We start from the raw sequence: 17853 nt of genomic DNA, 5'->3' as shown, positions 1-17853 counted from the left end.
CGATGGGTGACAGTCCTTCTATTTATGAGATGAGCATTTGAATCCCCTGCCAGCCGAAATAAAATCCGAAAACGATCAAAGACACACCCGCCGCTCCCGTCAGCCAGCGAAGCGCTGTTTCATGAAGAAGATTTCTGAAAGTGCTCGCAGCGATCGCCATGCAGAAATCCCAGATCAAAATGCCGAGAAGAATGCCGGAGCTGTAAATCAAAAGCTGATTTGCATCGAAGGATTCAGCGGTTTTAGCGAGGATGCTGCCGTATATGCCGAGCCAGAATAAAATGCTCAGCGGATTGGAAAGAGAAATAAAAAATCCCGCGCCGAATGTTTTGTAAAAAGCCGGTTTTCCTTTTCCGCTTCTGACATTCATGGCTTCCCTGATATTTTTTAGCGTTTCGACTCCCGTATAGGTCAGCACGAAAAAACCGAAGAGCCACAAAAACGTTTTTACAAAAGGAGCGGTCAAAAATTGAGACAGCCCGAAATAGATCAGAATCATATACAGCCCGTCCGCGGCCATGGCGCCAAGACCGAAAATCCATGCATGCCAAAAGCCGTTTTTGATGCCTTTGTCAATTTGCGCCGCATTGACCGGTCCGACAGGTGCTGACAATGACAGCCCGAGAACGATGTAGCTTAAAAAGATGTTCATTGGCTTCCCCCTCATTCATGCAACTTGTACAAGTTATTCATGAATGGGCCGTGATATGATACATTATTTTAATTTCTCAAGCTCGTCTTCCATCATGTCCGTCGCCTTTCCTAAAAAATCGAATATCAGCTGCAGTTCTTCTTCTTTATATTGCCGGCAAAGGCTGATCGTGGACTGGGATAAGGAGCTGAACAATTTCTTCACATTCGCTTTTCCGGCCGTCAGGGGCACGATGATCACCCGACGTTTGTCTTCGGGGTCTTTTTTCCTCATGACATATCCCGCTTTTTCGAGCCGGTCAATGAGCGCCGTTACCGAACCTGTGCTGAGGCCGGTTTTTTTCCCAAGCTCGCCTGCGGTCATCGGGCCTGCTTCATTTAAGATATCAGCTGATTTTAAATCGGTCGGAAACAGACCGAGAGATTGAGCGGCCGCCTGATGAAAAAGGATCGTCCTTGTGGCCATCTTCCGGAATAACTGTATCGCGGTTTCCTCCGTCTCGCTTCTGGTATTTCTTGTTGACAACTGACAGGCCTCCCTATAAAATCAATTTATCTTGACGATCAAGATAATTTTCGGCAAATCTAATATGATCATAGCAAATTTAATGATCAAAAGTAAGTATGGGAGGAAAAAGCATGGAACAAACAGCCGCTAAGGACGCCTCGACGAAGTTTGTCGTCATCGGTCTTTTACTGGGCATTTTAATGTCGGCTATGGATAATACAATCGTTGCCACTGCGATGGGAAATATCGTGGCGGACCTCGGAAGTTTCGACAAGTTCGCGTGGGTGACGGCATCATACATGGTAGCCGTTATGGCCGGTATGCCGATTTACGGAAAACTGTCCGATATGTACGGACGCAAGCGTTTCTTTTTATTCGGTCTTATTCTTTTCTTAATCGGATCTGCATTATGCGGAATCGCCCAAACAATGGATCAGCTCATTATTTACCGCGTCATTCAGGGAATCGGCGGAGGCGCGCTGATGCCGATCGCCTTCACGATCATTTTTGATTTATTTCCGCCCGAAAAACGCGGAAAAATGTCGGGCATGTTCGGTGCCGTTTTCGGCCTGTCCAGCGTTCTCGGGCCGCTTTTAGGCGCGCTCATTACCGACTCCATCAGCTGGCACTGGGTGTTTTACATCAACGTGCCGATCGGTATTTTATCATTGTTTTTCATTCTTCGTTATTATAAAGAATCCCTTGAACACAAGAAACAGAAAATCGACTGGGCCGGCGCAATCACGCTGGTGGTTTCCATTGTCGGTCTGATGTTCGCTCTTGAGCTCGGCGGAAAAACGTATGATTGGAACTCCGTGCAGATCATCGGTCTGTTCGCTGTGTTCGCCGTGTTCTTTATCGCCTTTTTTATTGTGGAAAGAAAAGCGGAAGAACCGATTATCTCATTTTGGATGTTTAAAAACCGTTTATTTGCCACGGCACAGATTCTGGCGTTCCTTTACGGAGCCACGTTCGTCATTTTAGCGGTGTTTATCCCGATCTTCGTTCAGGCTGTGTACGGAAGCACAGCGACAAGCGCGGGCTTTATTTTGACGCCGATGATGATCGGTTCTGTTATCGGAAGTATGATCGGCGGAATTTTCCAGACGAAAGTGCGGTTCCGCAATTTAATGCTGATTTCCGTGGTCGCTTTCTTTATCGGAATGCTGCTGCTTTCCAATATGACACCGGATACGGCGCGTACGATGCTGACGGTATTCATGCTGATCTCAGGATTCGGCGTCGGCTTCAACTTCTCACTGCTGCCGGCCGCGTCCATGAACGATCTGGAGCCGCGTTACCGCGGAAGCGCCAACTCAACAAACTCGTTTTTGAGATCATTCGGTATGACGCTCGGTGTGACGATTTTCGGAACCATCCAGACGAATGTGTTTACCAATAAGCTCACAGATTCATTCAGCGGCATGAAAGGAGCGGGCGGCGCGATGCAGAACATCGGAAATCCGCAGGAGATTTTCCAGGCCGGCACGCGCGCTCATATTCCGCCGCACATTCTGGATCGCATTATTGACGCCATGTCGCAAAGCATCACATATGTATTTACGCTTGCGCTGGCGCCGATCGTCATTGCGGCCGTTACCATTTTGTTTATGGGAAAAGCGAGAGTAAAAACCTCTCAGGAAATGGCGAAAAAAGCGAATTAAAAAAAGCAGTACATGGCGTTTGTCATGTACTGCTTTTTTGTTTACTCTGCGAAATGCGGAGCGAGAATATCTTTCAGCACGTTTGCGCTGCGGCTGAATTGAGCCTGTTCCGTTTCATTCAGCTCAAGTTCCGTCACACCTGCGATGCCGTTCCGATTGACGACGGCCGGAACGCCGATAAAGACGTCGTTTACACCGTATTGGCCGTCCAGATATGTGCTGACGGTTAAAATGCTGTTTTCATTACGCAAAATCGCTTTTGTGATACGGGCAAGGCTCATCGCCACTCCGTAATATGTCGCGCCTTTTTTCTCGATAATATGGTAGGCCGCGTTTTTCACATCGTCAACGATCTGATCCAGCTCGTCCTGTTTGTAAGCTGCATTTTTCTCCAGCAATTGCTGCACCGGCACTCCGCCGATATTGGCGTGACTCCATACAGGAAGCTCGGTATCGCCGTGCTCGCCGATAATGTGGGCGTGTACGTTTTGCGGAGCGGCTCCGAAGTATTCACTCAGCATATAACGGAATCGCGCAGAATCCAGTGTCGTGCCGCTGCCGATGACGCGTTCTTTCGGCAGCCCGCTGAATGTCCAAGTCGCATAAGTGAGAATGTCGACCGGGTTTGTGGCAACGAGGAAGATGCCGTCAAATCCGCTTGCCATTACTTCACCGACAATGCTTTTAAAAATGGCGAGATTTTTTTCGACCAGCTCAAGTCTCGTTTCGCCCGGTTTTTGATTGGCTCCGGCACAGATGCACACGATATCGGCATCCTTGCAATCCTCATATGTGCCGTAAGACGTTTTGACCGGATGAGGCGCAAATGCCTTTCCGTGATTTAAATCCATGACATCTCCCATGGCTTTTTCTCTATTTACATCAATGATCACAAGCTCATCTGTGATCCCTTGGTTAATTAACGCAAATGCATAACTGCTTCCAACAAAACCTGCTCCGATTAATGCTACTTTGTTCACTCGTTCGTTCATCATGTATGCTCATCCTCCAGTGTTTCGTGGTGTCTGTTTTTATCTTGTGAAGTATTTCACATTTATATTGTGCAACACTTCACAAACTTTTGCAAGAGAAAAGTTTGATTTTTGAACAAAAAAATATCGGTGATGGTTTCCAGATTTTTGACAACATCCTAAAACGGTTCCGTTTTAGGATGCTGTCATCTTTTCAGCGTGATTGAAGACGCGCTGTCCCTTTCCCAGAAGCGGGGGTTTGCCCGCACGCTGATGTGATGATGGCCCTATCCATTAATGCGGAAGATAACCGTTTAAACCGGAGTTGTTATACAAACCATTCTGCACATAATCAAAGCCGGGCTGGTTCTGTCCGGGCACTTGGGCGCTGCCATTGTTAAAAATCACTTTGGCATTGGCCGTATCCGCATTCGCAGGCAGCGTCAGCGTGTACATTCCATTTGCATTCTTAGTCATTGCTTTCCCGGGCCACGATCCGGTTAATTCTATGGCCCTGCCTCCATCATGTTTGTAAATATATACATTTACCTGGCCCCAATGATCCGGATTTTGATAGCCAATGATGTTGGTTTGGGCCGGGTCTTTTTTGACAAACGTGTATTCTTGGGTTCTCGCTGCACCCTCGACGTTCGTTCCGGTTAACTTGATGTTGTATGTCGTGCCGATTGGATCTCCTTTCCCGATCGTTAGTCGGTCTCCATCCTTAAATGCTGTCTGCTGCCCATTATTGATTTGGTAAACGGCTTTTGTTGTTTTCGCATTTGCACGCAGGGTGACCGTCAGCTGATCATTGAAAGAATGGACTGCCCCCGTTTGGTAATTCTCAAGAAAGACATGAGGCGCATTTCCAATGTTGTCAGGATAAAGAACAGCCGCGGATCTGGCATTGATCGTACCTGTCAGTTTGCCGTTCGTTACTTGAAATGAACCGGCGCCGGCCCTATTATCATACCTGCCGTCAGGTAATTTCGTTGAAGTATTGATGGTGACAGAAGACGATCCTGCATTTGCCAGCACAACGCCTTTTGAGCCGCGCTGATTCATAAAGATTTGGTTGTTCCCATTCGGATTCGAGAGTTCCTCAGGCTGCCCGGCCATTACATTGTGAAATTGATTGACCGCAGTGATCGCCTGATCTTTAAATAAGGCGCTCCCGCGATCTCCTATTTGACTTTTTCCGGGAAATCTTACACCATTTCCTCCGCCCTCAGGTCTGGAAAAGAAAAGAGGCGTGCTTCCTGAGCGGGAACCAATCACTGCCCAGCCTAAACGAATATCGTCATCACTCATCCATGTGGACTCTTCATCATCATTGGCATACGTATCATGTGATTCCACCCATGTGACTAACTTATCCGCAGACACGTCAGATGCATAACGGGAGATATTCGACACACTCAGATTACGGTTCTTTAAAGCGGATCTGATGGAATGCCCGTAGTTAGAAGCCGTCACATTCATATAATTCGCATAAGCTGTATCTCTGGACGCGCTGTCTTGCAGGATTTCTCCGTATTGGAACTCCGCTGATGTATTTGTGATATTCGGCCAAAATTGGCTGCCGTAATTCCCATCATCCGGAAGCTCTATATGCTTGGCGGCATCATAGCGGAACCCGTCTGCTCCGTCATTCAATGCTCTTTCCAAGAAACGTTTCAGATAGGCCTGCACCTCAGTATTCTGTGTATTCCAATCATACAGCCCAAGCAATGAATTTTGAGTGACGTCCCATCGATCCGACCAATTTTTAATTTGTGTGTTTCCATGGGTCCAGTTTGGAATACGCTTAATCTCGTCAGAAATCGCGCCATAATCGCTGGTAGTATGATTGATAACCGCATCGACAATGACTTTTACGCCATATTTTTCCGCGGCTGCACACATGTCCTTAAATTCTTGTTCAGTGCCTAAGTAACGGTTGCCGATTTGGTACGATGTCGGCTGATACAGCCAGTACCAGTTCCTCATGCTTTTATCTCCTTGGTTCCCTTCCTTTACTTGGTTAATCGGAGACGTCTGAATGGCTGCATAGCCCGCATCACGAATATCTTTCATATTTTGTGTTAACGTATTGAACGACCAATTCCATGTATGAAGGATGGTCCCGTTTTTGACCGATGACGCGGTCACCTTATTCGATTTGTTTGCAGTTTCAGCGTTTGCAGCCGCCGGGCCTGACAAAACCAAATAAAACAGCAATAAAAATCCGGCGAATAACGGCAGTAAAGAGGTTTTGAATCGTTTTTCAAACATTTTTGACACTCCTTATTTGATTTTTGAAGACTGACTGCGGAGTCAAAAATTCCTCTTACTCTTTCTTCAGCTCCTTTCAACTGTTGTGAAGACTGGAGAATTCTGTTAACGCTTACATTTCAACTTATCACACACTCTCTATCAAAGCAACGTGGCAGAGTGAATTCAAATCTATATTCCTATCAATTAAAAAGACTTCCCGCTTTCAAACAAAAAAAGAAACCACCTGTCAAGATGATTTCTTTTTTATTTCTTTTATCGCTCTTCTGTAAGACAGCTTCACAATGACATACCGAAGCAGAAACAGAATGCCTCCGCAGACGATAAAAAGAAAGATCATTTTCAGCCAAGCAAAGAATGTATGGGGAAACCCCCTGTCGTACATCGTAATCGCCGCTACCGCAAAAGTGACCGCAATTGAATCTATCCGCTGCTGCTTCACCCGCTTTTGCAGTTCTTCTTTGGTGTCTATTCTCGGCATGAGCATTCCCGACGCCCCCGCCCTGATGCAATAATAAACAATTATAATGAAGAAAACCGCCAAGCTTCCGGCCCATTCCCTAAACGGACAGTTCAGAACAAGTCCGCGTACGATGATGTCAAGCAAAGACAGTGTGCCCACAAGCATTCCGACTTCTGACCAAATCATTCGTTCTTTCTCTTTCACACTCTCACTCTTTCCATTCACGTTTGAAAGTCTGTTCCGACGCTGATTCATGACTTCCTCCCGTACTATTAAGAATGGCTTACAACTCCCATTATATCTTGCCGATTCATAATGATAAACCGAAATATCATTGACAAAAATGTTAATAAGGGCCCCAATTGATCAGGACGCCTATGCAGATAAACACGAGACCGATGACAAACCAAATCAGCGCCAGCGGAATCATGAAGCGAAGCCACTTTACGTACGGAATGCCGCTGGCAGCCAGTACGGCCATCAGCACGCCGGAAGTCGGATTGACACAGTTTACGACGCCTTCTCCGAGCATGACCGCTTCAACCGCGACCTGTCTCGTGATGCCCATCAGATCGGCAAGCGGCGCCAAGATCGGAATAAATACGACCGCCTCCCCTGAGCCCGATGAAATCAGAAAATGAAGCAGGGCGCTGGAAATATACATTCCGATGGCGCCTGCCATCGGGCTGAAACCGTGCAGCAGTGACGCAAGTCCATTGACTACCGTATCAAGCAGCTTTCCATGTTCCAGGATAACGGAAATGCTTCTCGCCATTCCGACGATCAGCGCACCGTAAACGAGCCCCTGACAGCCTGTAATAAACGTTTTTGCGATATCATTTGCCGCCATTCCTGCAATCAGGCCGGACACGATTGAGATAAAAATGAACACGGCGGCCATCTCTGAATCAGACCAGCCAAGAGTAAGCGCGCCGTATAAAAAGCCGGCAAGCGACAAAGCCGCAACAGCCAGAATCAATTTATGGCGGACGGTAAACGGGACATGCTTGTCCTCCGGCTCAGAAACCTGCGGGACTGAACCTGCCGCCGGAAACCAATCGTTCCCCAGCAGACTGGCATCCTTTGCTTTTCTGAGTTTTCTCGTATACCGATAAATATATAAAATAGATGATAACAGAAAACAAATGTAGACGGCAATCCGCAGGCCGATACCGGAAAACAGCGGCAGCTCCGCGATGCTTTGTGATAATCCGAGCGGTGAAGGTGATAAAATCGTCGCGTTAAACCCGGCATAGCAGCCGATATAAATGACGGCCGCTCCGGCCACGGCGTCCCATTTCAGCGAGCGGGCGACGATCAGGCCGATCGGAATAAAACCGATCACGGAATTAACGACGATGCCGGTTGTGCCGAGGATCGAAAATAGAGATCCGACAATCGCAATAAACAGCAGCTGTTTTGTGCGGAACGTACTGATGACATTACTGATCAATCCATTGATGGCGCCCGTTTTCTCCAAAATCGCAATGGTGCCGCCCGTAAACAGGATTAAAAAAATAATCGGCGCGGAACTTGTCATCCCTTCCTGAATCGCGGTAAAAAAAGCGATCGGGCTGACAGGAGACCGGTCTAAAGAATGATAACTCCCCGGGACGGCGGACGTCACACTGCCCTTTGTCACCCTGTCAAATTCCCCCGCGGGAACGATGTACGACGCTATCGCGCATAGTAAAGCGACAATGAACAGCAGCACATAAGCATCAGGCATCACAAACAATTTCTTCTTTTTCAATACAGGTTCGGCCTTCGGCACAGCCATAACATCACCATCCCGCTTTAAATTTATAAACTATTCAGAAAATACAGATATGTGCTATATTATATACAGACCGATTGCCTGTTTTCAATATCAAAAATAAAAAACAGACAGCTTTTGAAGGAGGACTTACGGCATGAACAGACTCACAGCGCATGAAAAGCAAGTCATTATGGATATTTTTGACCACCTGCACGCCAATCCCGAAGTAAGCTGGAAAGAATATCAAACAACTGAATATCTGACTGAAAAACTGAAAGAGGCCGGCTGCCGAACCCGCACGTTTGATGATTGTACCGGTGTTGTCGGCGAAATCGGAGAAGGCTCGCCCGTTGTGGCTGTCCGGGCGGATATTGACGCGCTGTGGCAGGAAGTGGACGGTGTCTTTCAGGCGAACCATTCATGCGGACATGATTCACATATGACGATGGCGCTCGGCACGATGATGCTTTTAAAGAGTCAGCCGAAACTTCCGAAGGGCACCATCCGCTTAATTTTTCAGCCGGCGGAAGAAAAAGGCGGCGGAGCGCTGAAAATGATTGAAAAAGGCGTACTGGATGATGTTGATTTCTTATACGGCGTGCACGTGCGCCCCGTACAGGAAACGGCAAACGGCCGATGCGCACCGTCCATTCTGCATGGCTCAAGCCAGCATATAGAAGGCCTGATTATCGGAGAAGAAGCCCACGGCGCGAGACCGCATCTCGGCCTTAACAGTATCGAAATCGCCGCCCTTCTCGTCCAAAAACTCAGCTTCATTCATCTTGATCCCGGCATCCCGCATTCCGTGAAGATGACAAAGCTTCAGGCAGGCGGTGAGAGTTCCAATATCATTCCGGGAAAAGCATCGTTCAGCCTTGATCTCCGCGCACAAACCAATGCCGCCATGGAGAAATTAACCGCCGAAACCGAAAGAGCCTGTGAGGCGGCGGCTGCCGCATTCGGCGCAAAAATCGAACTGCAAAAAGAACACAGCCTCCCGGCAGCCGAGCGAAACAAGGAGGCGGAAGCCATCATGGCATCTGCGATAAGCGGCATTCTCGGAGAAGAACATGTGGATGAACCTCTTGTGACAACCGGAGGAGAGGATTTTCACTTTTACGGGTTAAAGGTGCCGAACTTAAAAACGACGATGCTCGGCCTAGGATGCGGTCTGCAGCCGGGGCTTCACCATCCCCAAATGACATTTGACCGAAGCGCCATCTTTACAGGCGTTGAGATATTAACGGCTGCCGTCCTCAAATCGTTTGAAGCATAAAAAAAGCAGCCCGTTACAGGGCTGCTTTTCTTCGTTATTTCTTCAAATCTTCAATTGAATTGACGTTTTTCATATACTGAGGAACGACCAGACCCATCTTGACGCCTGTCAGACTCGTTCCTACATCTTCATATTTGCCTTTATATTTAGACGCATATGCCTTATGGGTATTCGGAAGCCAAGCAGACAATGACGCATCCGCGCTGCCTGTCGCAATCGCAGTCCACATCGGTCCTGCCTCCACTTGCGTCAGCTTCACGTCATAGCCGAGGTCTTGAAATACTTTTCCGATTACATTCGTACTTGCGATTTCACTGTCCCATGCCACATAAGCCAGGTTGATTTTATCACCTTTGACTTTATGGGCGCCTTTTGTCCATTGAGCCACTTGGTCTTTGTGTTTTTTCACATATTCAGCTGCGGCTTTGGCCGGCTTTTCGCCTTCCTCAACGGCAATCATGACTTCTCCCATATCGTCCTGCGTCCATTTGAACTGGCTGAGAACTTTGGCCGCGTTAGGCTGTTCCTTACTGAAGCCGGTTCTTGTAATTGTATGAATTTGCTCGGCAGTTCCATACGTTTTTTTCGGATCATCAAGGAACTTCAGCTTGTATCTGGAGAACATCCAGTGCGGCGTCCAGCCCGTTACGATGATCGGCTTTTTCCTGTCATATGATTTCTTCAATGTCGCCGTCATGGCAGCACTTGACGCCGTGACGACATTCCAGTCTTTCAACCCGTAATCCTTCACAGCCTCATCCGTCAGGGCCATGATCCCCGATCCCGGATCAATACCGATAATGGTTTTGTTCACCTGGTCCGCAGCCGTTGCCTTACCATCAGTCTGCGAACCGCAGGCAGCCAAAGAAAGAGCCAGCGCAGCGGTAACGCCGACACCGATGATTTTCTTAAGCATCAGGCATTCCCCCTGCTCTTCTTCTTCACTTTAATGTTTTGCGTGATACGGTCGAGTGTAATCGCTACGATGACGATCGCGATACCCGCTTCCACTCCGACACCGGTTTTCAACTGTGTCACGGCGCTGTATACTTCAGAACCGAGACCCGGCGCACCGACCATGGCCGCGATAACGACCATTGACAAAGCAAGCATGATGCTTTGGTTAATACCGGCAAGAATTGTTTTTGTGGCAAGCGGAAGCTGAACCTTGAACAGACGCTGAGACGTCGTTGAACCGAATGCTTCCGTCGCTTCAATCAGATCAGCCGGAACCTGTTTAATACCGAGAACCGTCATGCGAATCGTCGGAGGCATCGCGAAAATAACAGATGCCACGACGCCTGGCACAACCCCGATATTAAAGAAGAAAATTGCAGGCAGCAGATATACGAAAGCCGGCATGGTCTGCATTAAATCCAGAATCGGTGTAACAATGCGGCGGACCGTTTCTTTCTGAGACGCCCATATGCCGATCGGAACCCCGATAATAATGGAAATCAAAACAGATGTGACGACAAGCGCCAACGTTTGCAGCATCGGCGACCAATAGCCCAAATAATCAATAACAAGGAATCCGATTAACGTAAAGAGTGCAATTCCTCTCGTACTGATCCACCAAGCGAGAGCTGCAAAAATAACAGTCAATAAAATAGACGGGATGAAACCCAAACCGCTCACAATCGCGTTTACGAAAGCGGCCAAACCGTTTGAGATTCCGTCAAAGAAACCTCCGAACGTCATGGTAAGCCAGTCAACAAACCGGTCAACGATATCTGCTAACGGAATTCTAGGCAATCTGTCCATTTACTTCACCCCCTGAACAGAAGAATCCTGAGCTTGTTCAGCAGAATCTTCAACATTTATATAATCGTTATTTCCTGAAAGCGCGCCGATTAATGCGCCTTTTACGACAATGCCTTTCATGCGGTCCTTATCGTCCGTGACGGCGATCGGAATATTCGCATCAGACACGACATCGAAAATTTCCGTCAAGTACGTGCTTTCGTTTACAGTCGTAAATTCAGTATTTAGAATATCCTGAAGCGATAAGTCGGATTCCACCGCTTTTTTCGCATCCGCCGCGTGAATGACGCCGAGAAGCTGTTTCTGTTTATCAACGGCGTAAATAGAAGAAATACCGAGATTCTTCATGAGCTGCAGCGCTACACGAGGCCCTTTGTCAATCCGCACGGTTTCAGCGCGCTTCATGATGTGGCCCGCTGTCAGAACTTTGGATAAATCAACGTCCTCAACGAATTTCTCAACGTATTCATTGGACGGGCTCATCAGAATTTCTTCAGGCGTCCCGATCTGAACGATGTTACCGTCTTTCATCAGCACGATTCTGTCGCCGATGCGCAATGCTTCATCAAGATCATGCGTGATGAAGATGATCGTCTTGCCGACAGAGTCATGAAGGTCTAAAAGCTCATCCTGCATGTCTTTGCGGATCAGCGGATCAAGCGCACTGAAAGCTTCATCCATCAGAAGAATGTCAGGATCATTCGTCAATGCGCGGGCAAGTCCGACACGCTGCTGCATTCCACCGCTGAGCTGATCAGGAAATTGGTGTTCAAAGCCTTCAAGACCGACAAGTTTAAGCGAATCAAGCGCTTTTTGCTCACGCTCTTTTTTGTCGACGCCTTGAAGCTCCAGGCCGTATTCCGTATTTTCAAGAATCGTTCTGTGCGGAAACAGTGCAAATTTTTGAAAGACCATGCTGATTTTTTTCCGGCGCACTTCCCGGAGCTGGTCTTTTGACATATTTGTTATCATGTCACCATCAATATAAATATTCCCGGCAGTCGGTTCAATAAGCCGGTTTAACAGCCGAACTAAAGTTGATTTACCGCTCCCCGATAGACCCATGATGACAAATATCTCCCCATCATATACATCAAAGTTTGCTTGATTGACACCAACGGTTGATCCGGTCGCTTTCAGGATCTCTTTTTTGTTTTTTCCGCTGGACAGCATCTGAATGGCTTTTTTTGTCTGTTTTCCGAAAACCTTAGATACATTTTCGACTTTTATCTTAATTGGTTTCTCATCCAAATTCATATTTTCCCTCCATAATAAGCAATCTTTAATACCGTAACACGTTTGTAATAAGTCAAACAAACATCATAATCCCGTTTATTTTGTATCATTACTTTAAAAACATCCCTGTGTCTTATTTTCCTCTGGTATGCTTCTAAATACTCTCTAATCCTCCTTATTGAGGATAAATTATAAAGTAAATCGGGATTTTATCAGGCTTGAGAACGTTTCCATCGAATGTGCTGCAAACTGATTTCCTATCCTTTTTTTACAAAAACAAGAATTTTTTCGCGACATTGTCCTGAAAAAAGAAGTTTTCCCCTCCTAAAAATAAGGAATATTAAGGAAAAATATAGGTCTGTCAACAGACAGCTCACTAAAAAAAGCACCCCAAAAGGGTGCTCATTGCACAAGCTCTGTCTGTTTCGTTTCTTTTCCGAGAATAATAATGGTGATGACGGCAATCAGGATGGCCGCACAAAAGACGGCGAAAATCACTGTAAACGAAACGTTCCGGGCTGCAAGCGATCCGACGAGAAGCGGACCGAAAATGCCGCCGATTCTGCCGACGGCCGCCGTTGTGCCGGAACCGGTCGCACGGATCGCCGCAGGATACTGCTCTGGTGTATAGGCGTAAAGCACGCCCCATGCGCCGAGATTGAAGAAGGACAGCAGCATGCCCGCTGTGAGCAGCATGGCCAATGAATCCGCGGCACCGAAGAAATAAGCGCTGCCCGCCGTTCCGAGCAAATAGAAGACTAAGATGGTCTTCCGCCCCGCTTTTTCGATCAGCCACGCCGCAGAGAAATATCCGGGAAGCTGGGCAAGTGTCATCAGAAGGACGTATTCGAAGCTCTCAATCATGCTGTAGCCTTTCATCAGCATCACGCTCGGCAGCCATAAAAACATGCCGTAATAAGAAAAGACGACGCAGAACCAAACGACAGACAGCAGCACCGTCGGCCGGATATACGGTTTCGTCCAGACACTTCCCGCCTGCCCGCGTATGCTTTTTTTCTGCGGCAATGCCTGATGCGCCGGTGATTCCGGAAGGCTTCTCCGCAAGTACAGCGCATAAAATGCGGCCAGCGCCGTTAAGAGCAGCGCGGCCTGCCAGCCGAATGACGGTATGACAAAATAGGAAATCACCGCCGCAAGAAGCCACCCCGCGGCCCAAAAGCTCTCAAGCAGCACGATGATCCGTCCCCGCTTTTCGGGAGGGGACGCTTCTGACACGAGCGTCGAGGCGACAGGCAGTTCCCCGCCAAGCCCCATTCCGATCAGAAAACGCAATATGAGAAAAACCGTCAATCCCGTTGCGAAAGCGGATATGCCGCTTCCGACAGAAAAGAATAACAGCGTGATCATAAACACTTTTTTCCGGCCGATCCTGTCGGCCAGCATTCCGAATACAAAGGCGCCCGCTGCCATACCGATGGAATTGACGCTTCCGATCCATTTCATTTGATCAGGTGTTAAATTCCAATCAGTGTGAAGCGCGGCAATAATAAACGATAAAATTCCGACATCCATCGCATCAAACAGCCAGCCCATTCCGGCAATCGCCAGAAGTTTTCGCGGAGTGACGGCAGGTTGTTTGTTCATAAGCAGCACCTCAAATCGAAAATGATTACCGTATAAGTTTACACCTGTCTTTACACATTGTCATTATCTTTTTCACAAAAAAATCCCGCTTGCCGTAAGCAAGCGGGGTGTGTGTTAATTCTTTAAGACTGCGTTTTTAATATTATCCTGAAGCTGTTGAATCCGTTTCGCGCCGTCTTCTCTGATACGTCTGTTCTCTTCCTCGATCTGTTTCGTTTCCTGCATACCGCTGACAATCGTATTCCAAGACGTTTCAATCGTCTCAATGTCAATGCTCGGACGGCCTGCCATACGGGCAATCTCCACGCTTTGGTTTGAGATATTTTCAGCGTTTCGCTTCAGCATTTCATTCGTGCGGCGGTCCAGCTCGCTCATTGAATCAGCCACAAGCTTTTGCCGTTTGACTGTGACAGCCTGAATAATGCCATTTTTGAAAATCGGAATCGTAATGACGAAAGCGGAATTGATTTTCCCGATGAGCTTCGTATTCCCGCGCTGAAGGAGGCGGATCTGCGGTGCCGTTTGCAGCGCCACCATCCGCGCCATATCTAAATCATACACACGTTCCTCAAGCGCCTGAAGCCCGTCACGCAGCGTATCAAGCTGCATTTGCGCAAGCTGGTTTCCGCCGGCCGCTTTTTCTTCATAAGAAGGAATGAGCGCCTGCATTTCCTCAAGCTTCATCTGCCCGGCAACGACATACTTTTCAAGCTCCATGTAGTAGTTAATGTTGTTTTCATACATCTCTTCAAGCGTATGGTTCGTCTTTGCCATTTCATCTTTGTATTTTGAAATTTCGACGTGGATTTTTTCAATTTCTCCGCCCAGGGTGCGGTACTTTTGAAAGATCTTTTCAATCATGCTGTTGCCGCGTTTGAACATTTTAGCGAGAAATCCTTTTGGTTCATCGAAATCATTTTTGTCGAAACGGTCCATGATTTTTCCGAGCTGCGTCAGCATTGTGCCTGAATCCGTGACACTTGTTGTTTTCATCATATTTAAGATGCGGTCGGAGAACTTCGAGATTTCAACTGCCGGTTCTTTTCCGTACTCAAGCAGCTCCATTTGGTTTTTCACGTCAATCTGCTGCGAAATGCGCTGCACCTCAGGGTCTTGGCGCAACTGCACCCTGATGTCATCTGCTTTTTGTTCAGAAATCTCTTCATTTTTATCAAGAACAAGCGGATTTTGATTTTCTGTCATGTTTATTTACTCTCCCTGCTTTTGCGTAATGGTTCTAAACAGCTTTCTTACGAGTGACGGCTCCTTATATTCCTGCCGAAACACCATGTCCTCCAGCCAATGGACATCAAATTGGCTTTCTTCTATATAATGCTCAATATCTTGATGCCCCGGCGGATTATACAAGATGATATCGACGCCGAATTTATTTAAAAACAACAGAGCGGCGGCGTCAGAACGTGTGAGTTCACCATTTTGTTCCGTATGATATAAAACGAGTTTCGGAACGGTTTGGGCGTAATCAAACGTCTGAATCAATTGCAGCAGCGAAGCGGGCAGGTTCGTCGCCTGGCGGAACAAATAGATTGCGGCATCCCTTGCCTGCTCGCCGGGCAAAGCCTTCAGTCCGGGGTTTCTGCACATGTCAGAAATCACATTGGCGATGGCGTTCTGCACGCCTGACGGGAGGTGCTTGTACTGCCAGATGTTGCTTTTTTTCAGCCTATCCGCGTCAATCACTCCTTCTTCGTTCAAAACCTGACTGTAGTGATACTGGTAGTTGGCTTTCAGCTCTTCCGTAAACGGGAAACTGCGGATCATGTGTGTCTCCTGATAGTCCGCGGCGGTATGGAGTCTGTTCCAATATTCTTTCGTATCTTTGGAAACCCCCATCACTTTTGCAAAAAGGTTCGGAACGGCCACCCGCTCCCTGTCCGCTTTAAATTGCGGCCGGATAAACGCCCGCTCCTTCGCAATGAGAAATAACTCATCATACGTCGTTTTTAAGGTCACGGACTGCGGGGTATGATCCCTGAACTGCCAAGGTTTATACATCATGGATTCCTCATGGTTCAGCACATGCTCAATTTCTTTCGTTGACCGGTAGGCCGTCGTGGACGTTCTGTCCGGCTTTTCTTTCGGGAATGGCTCAAGGCCGCCTGTTGCGGGGAGCTTTATCACAAAGCTGAGTTCCTCATCCGGATCAATCAAGCTGAACGGATCTTCCGCAGCCGGATGAAACAATAGGACGTCACAGCCGATCAGCATTATATAATAGAGAAAATAGAGCTGGCTTTTGGTAGCGTCTCCATACCACACCACCTTCGGCATCTCACGCTCTATATCGGCTTGTTCGAGCCATGGATTCAGGTGGTTCAGCGAAAACTTTGACACATCCAAGAGCACACGCCGGAAATCGGGATGATTCAGCCCGTTTTCATGCCGGTCCGCAAAGGTTTCCAAAAGCGTCATAAACGCGGTTCTCAGCCGGCGATGCATAAGCGGATCAGCGTGTTTGGCAAGCAGCCTGCCCCCATCGAGAAACGCGACAAACCTGGAAACCGAAAGCCCTTTCTCTTTTTGATTGACCGAATGGATGTGCTGCAGCGCCTGAAACGTTTCAGGCGCGATGGTCTTATCCAGCGTCTCGCTTAACACATGGATGTTTTCGTGAGAAGACAGCTCGAAAAGCTTATTGTAATACTCCGTCTCATCATAAGGAGTGCCCAAAATCCGGACGGCAAGACGGGTAAACGCCAGCCCGTTTTCCCGCTCGTAACCGGGACGTTCCGGCAGCGGCCGCATCAGAAACGTTTCCCAGTCATCGTTTTCCGGCTCGGCCTTTCGGATCACCAATTCTTCCTGCCTCATCATTTTCCTCCTTTCTCTTCATGATGATCGGTACAAAAAAGGAAGGAAATGAACTCTCCCTCCTTTTTTGTTTTATTCTTCTTTAGATGCAGCCGTTTGCTCCTGAACCTGCTTTTGTTTGTTGAAATAGTGGATAATAAACGTTACCACAAACGCAGCGATGATGATTCCGAAGAACACCACGTGCGGCATTTCATAATCAAAGGCGCTCGCCGCCATTTTCACGGCGATAATCCCGATCAGCACAAAAGCCGTATTTTCAAGCTCAGGGATTTTATCAATTAAAACAAGGAATACTTTTGCGACTGTACGCATCATGAGAATGCCAAGCATACCGCCGATCAAGAGCACCCACACTTTTTCCGATACCGCAAACGCGGCCAGAATGCTGTCAACAGAGAAGGCCAAATCCATTAACTCAACTGAAACGACAGTGGCCCAGAAAATTCCGAACGTACGGACCATCCATGAATTTTTCTTCATGCCTTCCGTATCGTCATCACCTTCTCCGATCCAGAAATGCTTAATGACGAGCCAAGCCAGGTACAGCGCGCCAAGCACTTTAATCCACCAGAACTTAATGAGCAGCATTCCGATCCCGATAAAGATAAAACGGAAAATATATGCCCCGAACAATCCGTATGTTAATGCTTTCTTCCGCTGTTTTTCAGGCAGATGCCTTACCATCACCGCAAGCACTAACGCATTGTCGGCCGACAGCAGCCCTTCCAGCAGAACCAAGGAACCGATCAGCCCCCATGATACAGGGTCAGTCAGCACCTCACCCCACATTTTCCAATCAAAAAAGGAAGCGTAGGTCGACATAATATGATGTAGAAAATCCAAGTTT

General features: G+C 47.7%; 15 protein-coding genes. 2 read left to right on the top strand and 13 right to left on the bottom strand.

Features of this window, described 5'->3' with window-relative positions:
* Positions 1-22: 22 nt before the first annotated feature.
* Positions 23-652: a LysE family translocator gene (locus tag NYE42_RS01665; RefSeq protein WP_043021494.1), complete on the bottom strand. Its 630-nt coding sequence runs from the start codon at positions 650-652 to the stop codon at positions 23-25.
* A 63-nt stretch (positions 653-715) separates the two neighbouring features.
* Positions 716-1177 (bottom strand): MarR family transcriptional regulator, encoded by a 462-nt coding sequence (locus NYE42_RS01660; protein ID WP_144664475.1) that lies wholly within the window; start codon positions 1175-1177, stop codon positions 716-718.
* Positions 1178-1290: 113 nt separating this feature from the next.
* On the opposite strand from NYE42_RS01660, the gene NYE42_RS01655 reads away from it, so the two are divergent.
* Positions 1291-2823: an MDR family MFS transporter gene (locus NYE42_RS01655; protein ID WP_003156627.1), complete on the top strand. Its 1533-nt coding sequence runs from the start codon at positions 1291-1293 to the stop codon at positions 2821-2823.
* Between the two features lie 41 nt (positions 2824-2864).
* Here NYE42_RS01655 and NYE42_RS01650 read toward each other — a convergent pair whose 3' ends face one another.
* The 4 genes from NYE42_RS01650 to NYE42_RS01635 form a co-directional block, all read right to left on the bottom strand.
* A complete protein-coding gene (locus tag NYE42_RS01650; protein WP_014416851.1) occupies positions 2865-3818 on the bottom strand; it encodes an L-lactate dehydrogenase in 954 nt (317 codons plus the stop codon).
* A gap of 270 nt (positions 3819-4088) precedes the next feature.
* Positions 4089-6068, bottom strand: coding sequence for a starch-binding protein (locus tag NYE42_RS01645; protein WP_352426714.1), 1980 nt, complete (start codon positions 6066-6068; stop codon positions 4089-4091).
* A 229-nt stretch (positions 6069-6297) separates the two neighbouring features.
* Positions 6298-6786, bottom strand: coding sequence for a DUF6773 family protein (locus NYE42_RS01640; protein WP_015416759.1), 489 nt, complete (start codon positions 6784-6786; stop codon positions 6298-6300).
* A gap of 91 nt (positions 6787-6877) precedes the next feature.
* Complete coding sequence (locus NYE42_RS01635) at positions 6878-8311, bottom strand: YfcC family protein (protein WP_144664471.1); 1434 nt, start codon at positions 8309-8311, stop codon at positions 6878-6880.
* A 133-nt stretch (positions 8312-8444) separates the two neighbouring features.
* Between NYE42_RS01635 and NYE42_RS01630 the strand changes: the two genes are divergently transcribed.
* Positions 8445-9566: a M20 peptidase aminoacylase family protein gene (locus NYE42_RS01630; protein WP_039252859.1), complete on the top strand. Its 1122-nt coding sequence runs from the start codon at positions 8445-8447 to the stop codon at positions 9564-9566.
* A 34-nt stretch (positions 9567-9600) separates the two neighbouring features.
* On the opposite strand, the gene NYE42_RS01625 is transcribed toward NYE42_RS01630, so the two are convergent.
* From NYE42_RS01625 to NYE42_RS01595, 7 genes are all read right to left on the bottom strand, one after another.
* On the bottom strand, positions 9601-10482 hold the full coding sequence (locus NYE42_RS01625; protein WP_007409051.1) for a glycine betaine ABC transporter substrate-binding protein: 882 nt from the start codon (positions 10480-10482) through the stop codon (positions 9601-9603).
* On the bottom strand, positions 10482-11330 hold the full coding sequence (gene opuAB, locus NYE42_RS01620) for a glycine/proline betaine ABC transporter permease subunit OpuAB (RefSeq protein ID WP_003156639.1): 849 nt from the start codon (positions 11328-11330) through the stop codon (positions 10482-10484). The genes NYE42_RS01625 and opuAB overlap by 1 nt, the downstream gene beginning before the upstream one ends.
* The gene (gene opuAA, locus NYE42_RS01615; RefSeq protein ID WP_015416756.1) at positions 11331-12587 is read right to left on the bottom strand and encodes a glycine/proline betaine ABC transporter ATP-binding protein OpuAA; all 1257 of its coding nucleotides are present in this window, start codon (positions 12585-12587) and stop codon (positions 11331-11333) included.
* A 381-nt stretch (positions 12588-12968) separates the two neighbouring features.
* On the bottom strand, positions 12969-14171 hold the full coding sequence (locus tag NYE42_RS01610) for an MFS transporter (RefSeq protein WP_352426713.1): 1203 nt from the start codon (positions 14169-14171) through the stop codon (positions 12969-12971).
* A 114-nt stretch (positions 14172-14285) separates the two neighbouring features.
* The gene (locus NYE42_RS01605; protein WP_007609246.1) at positions 14286-15374 is read right to left on the bottom strand and encodes a toxic anion resistance protein; all 1089 of its coding nucleotides are present in this window, start codon (positions 15372-15374) and stop codon (positions 14286-14288) included.
* A gap of 6 nt (positions 15375-15380) precedes the next feature.
* Positions 15381-17003, bottom strand: coding sequence for a YceG family protein (locus NYE42_RS01600; RefSeq protein ID WP_144664557.1), 1623 nt, complete (start codon positions 17001-17003; stop codon positions 15381-15383).
* A 72-nt stretch (positions 17004-17075) separates the two neighbouring features.
* Complete coding sequence (locus NYE42_RS01595) at positions 17076-17849, bottom strand: TerC family protein (RefSeq protein ID WP_003156644.1); 774 nt, start codon at positions 17847-17849, stop codon at positions 17076-17078.
* Between the last annotated feature and the right edge of the window lie 4 nt (positions 17850-17853).

It is taken from the genome of Bacillus sp. FSL K6-2865 (assembly GCF_040311405.1).
Lineage (GTDB): Bacteria > Bacillota > Bacilli > Bacillales > Bacillaceae > Bacillus > Bacillus velezensis.
The sequence above is the reverse complement of the archived record's forward strand: the minus strand, read 5'-3'. Positions and strand labels throughout refer to the sequence as shown.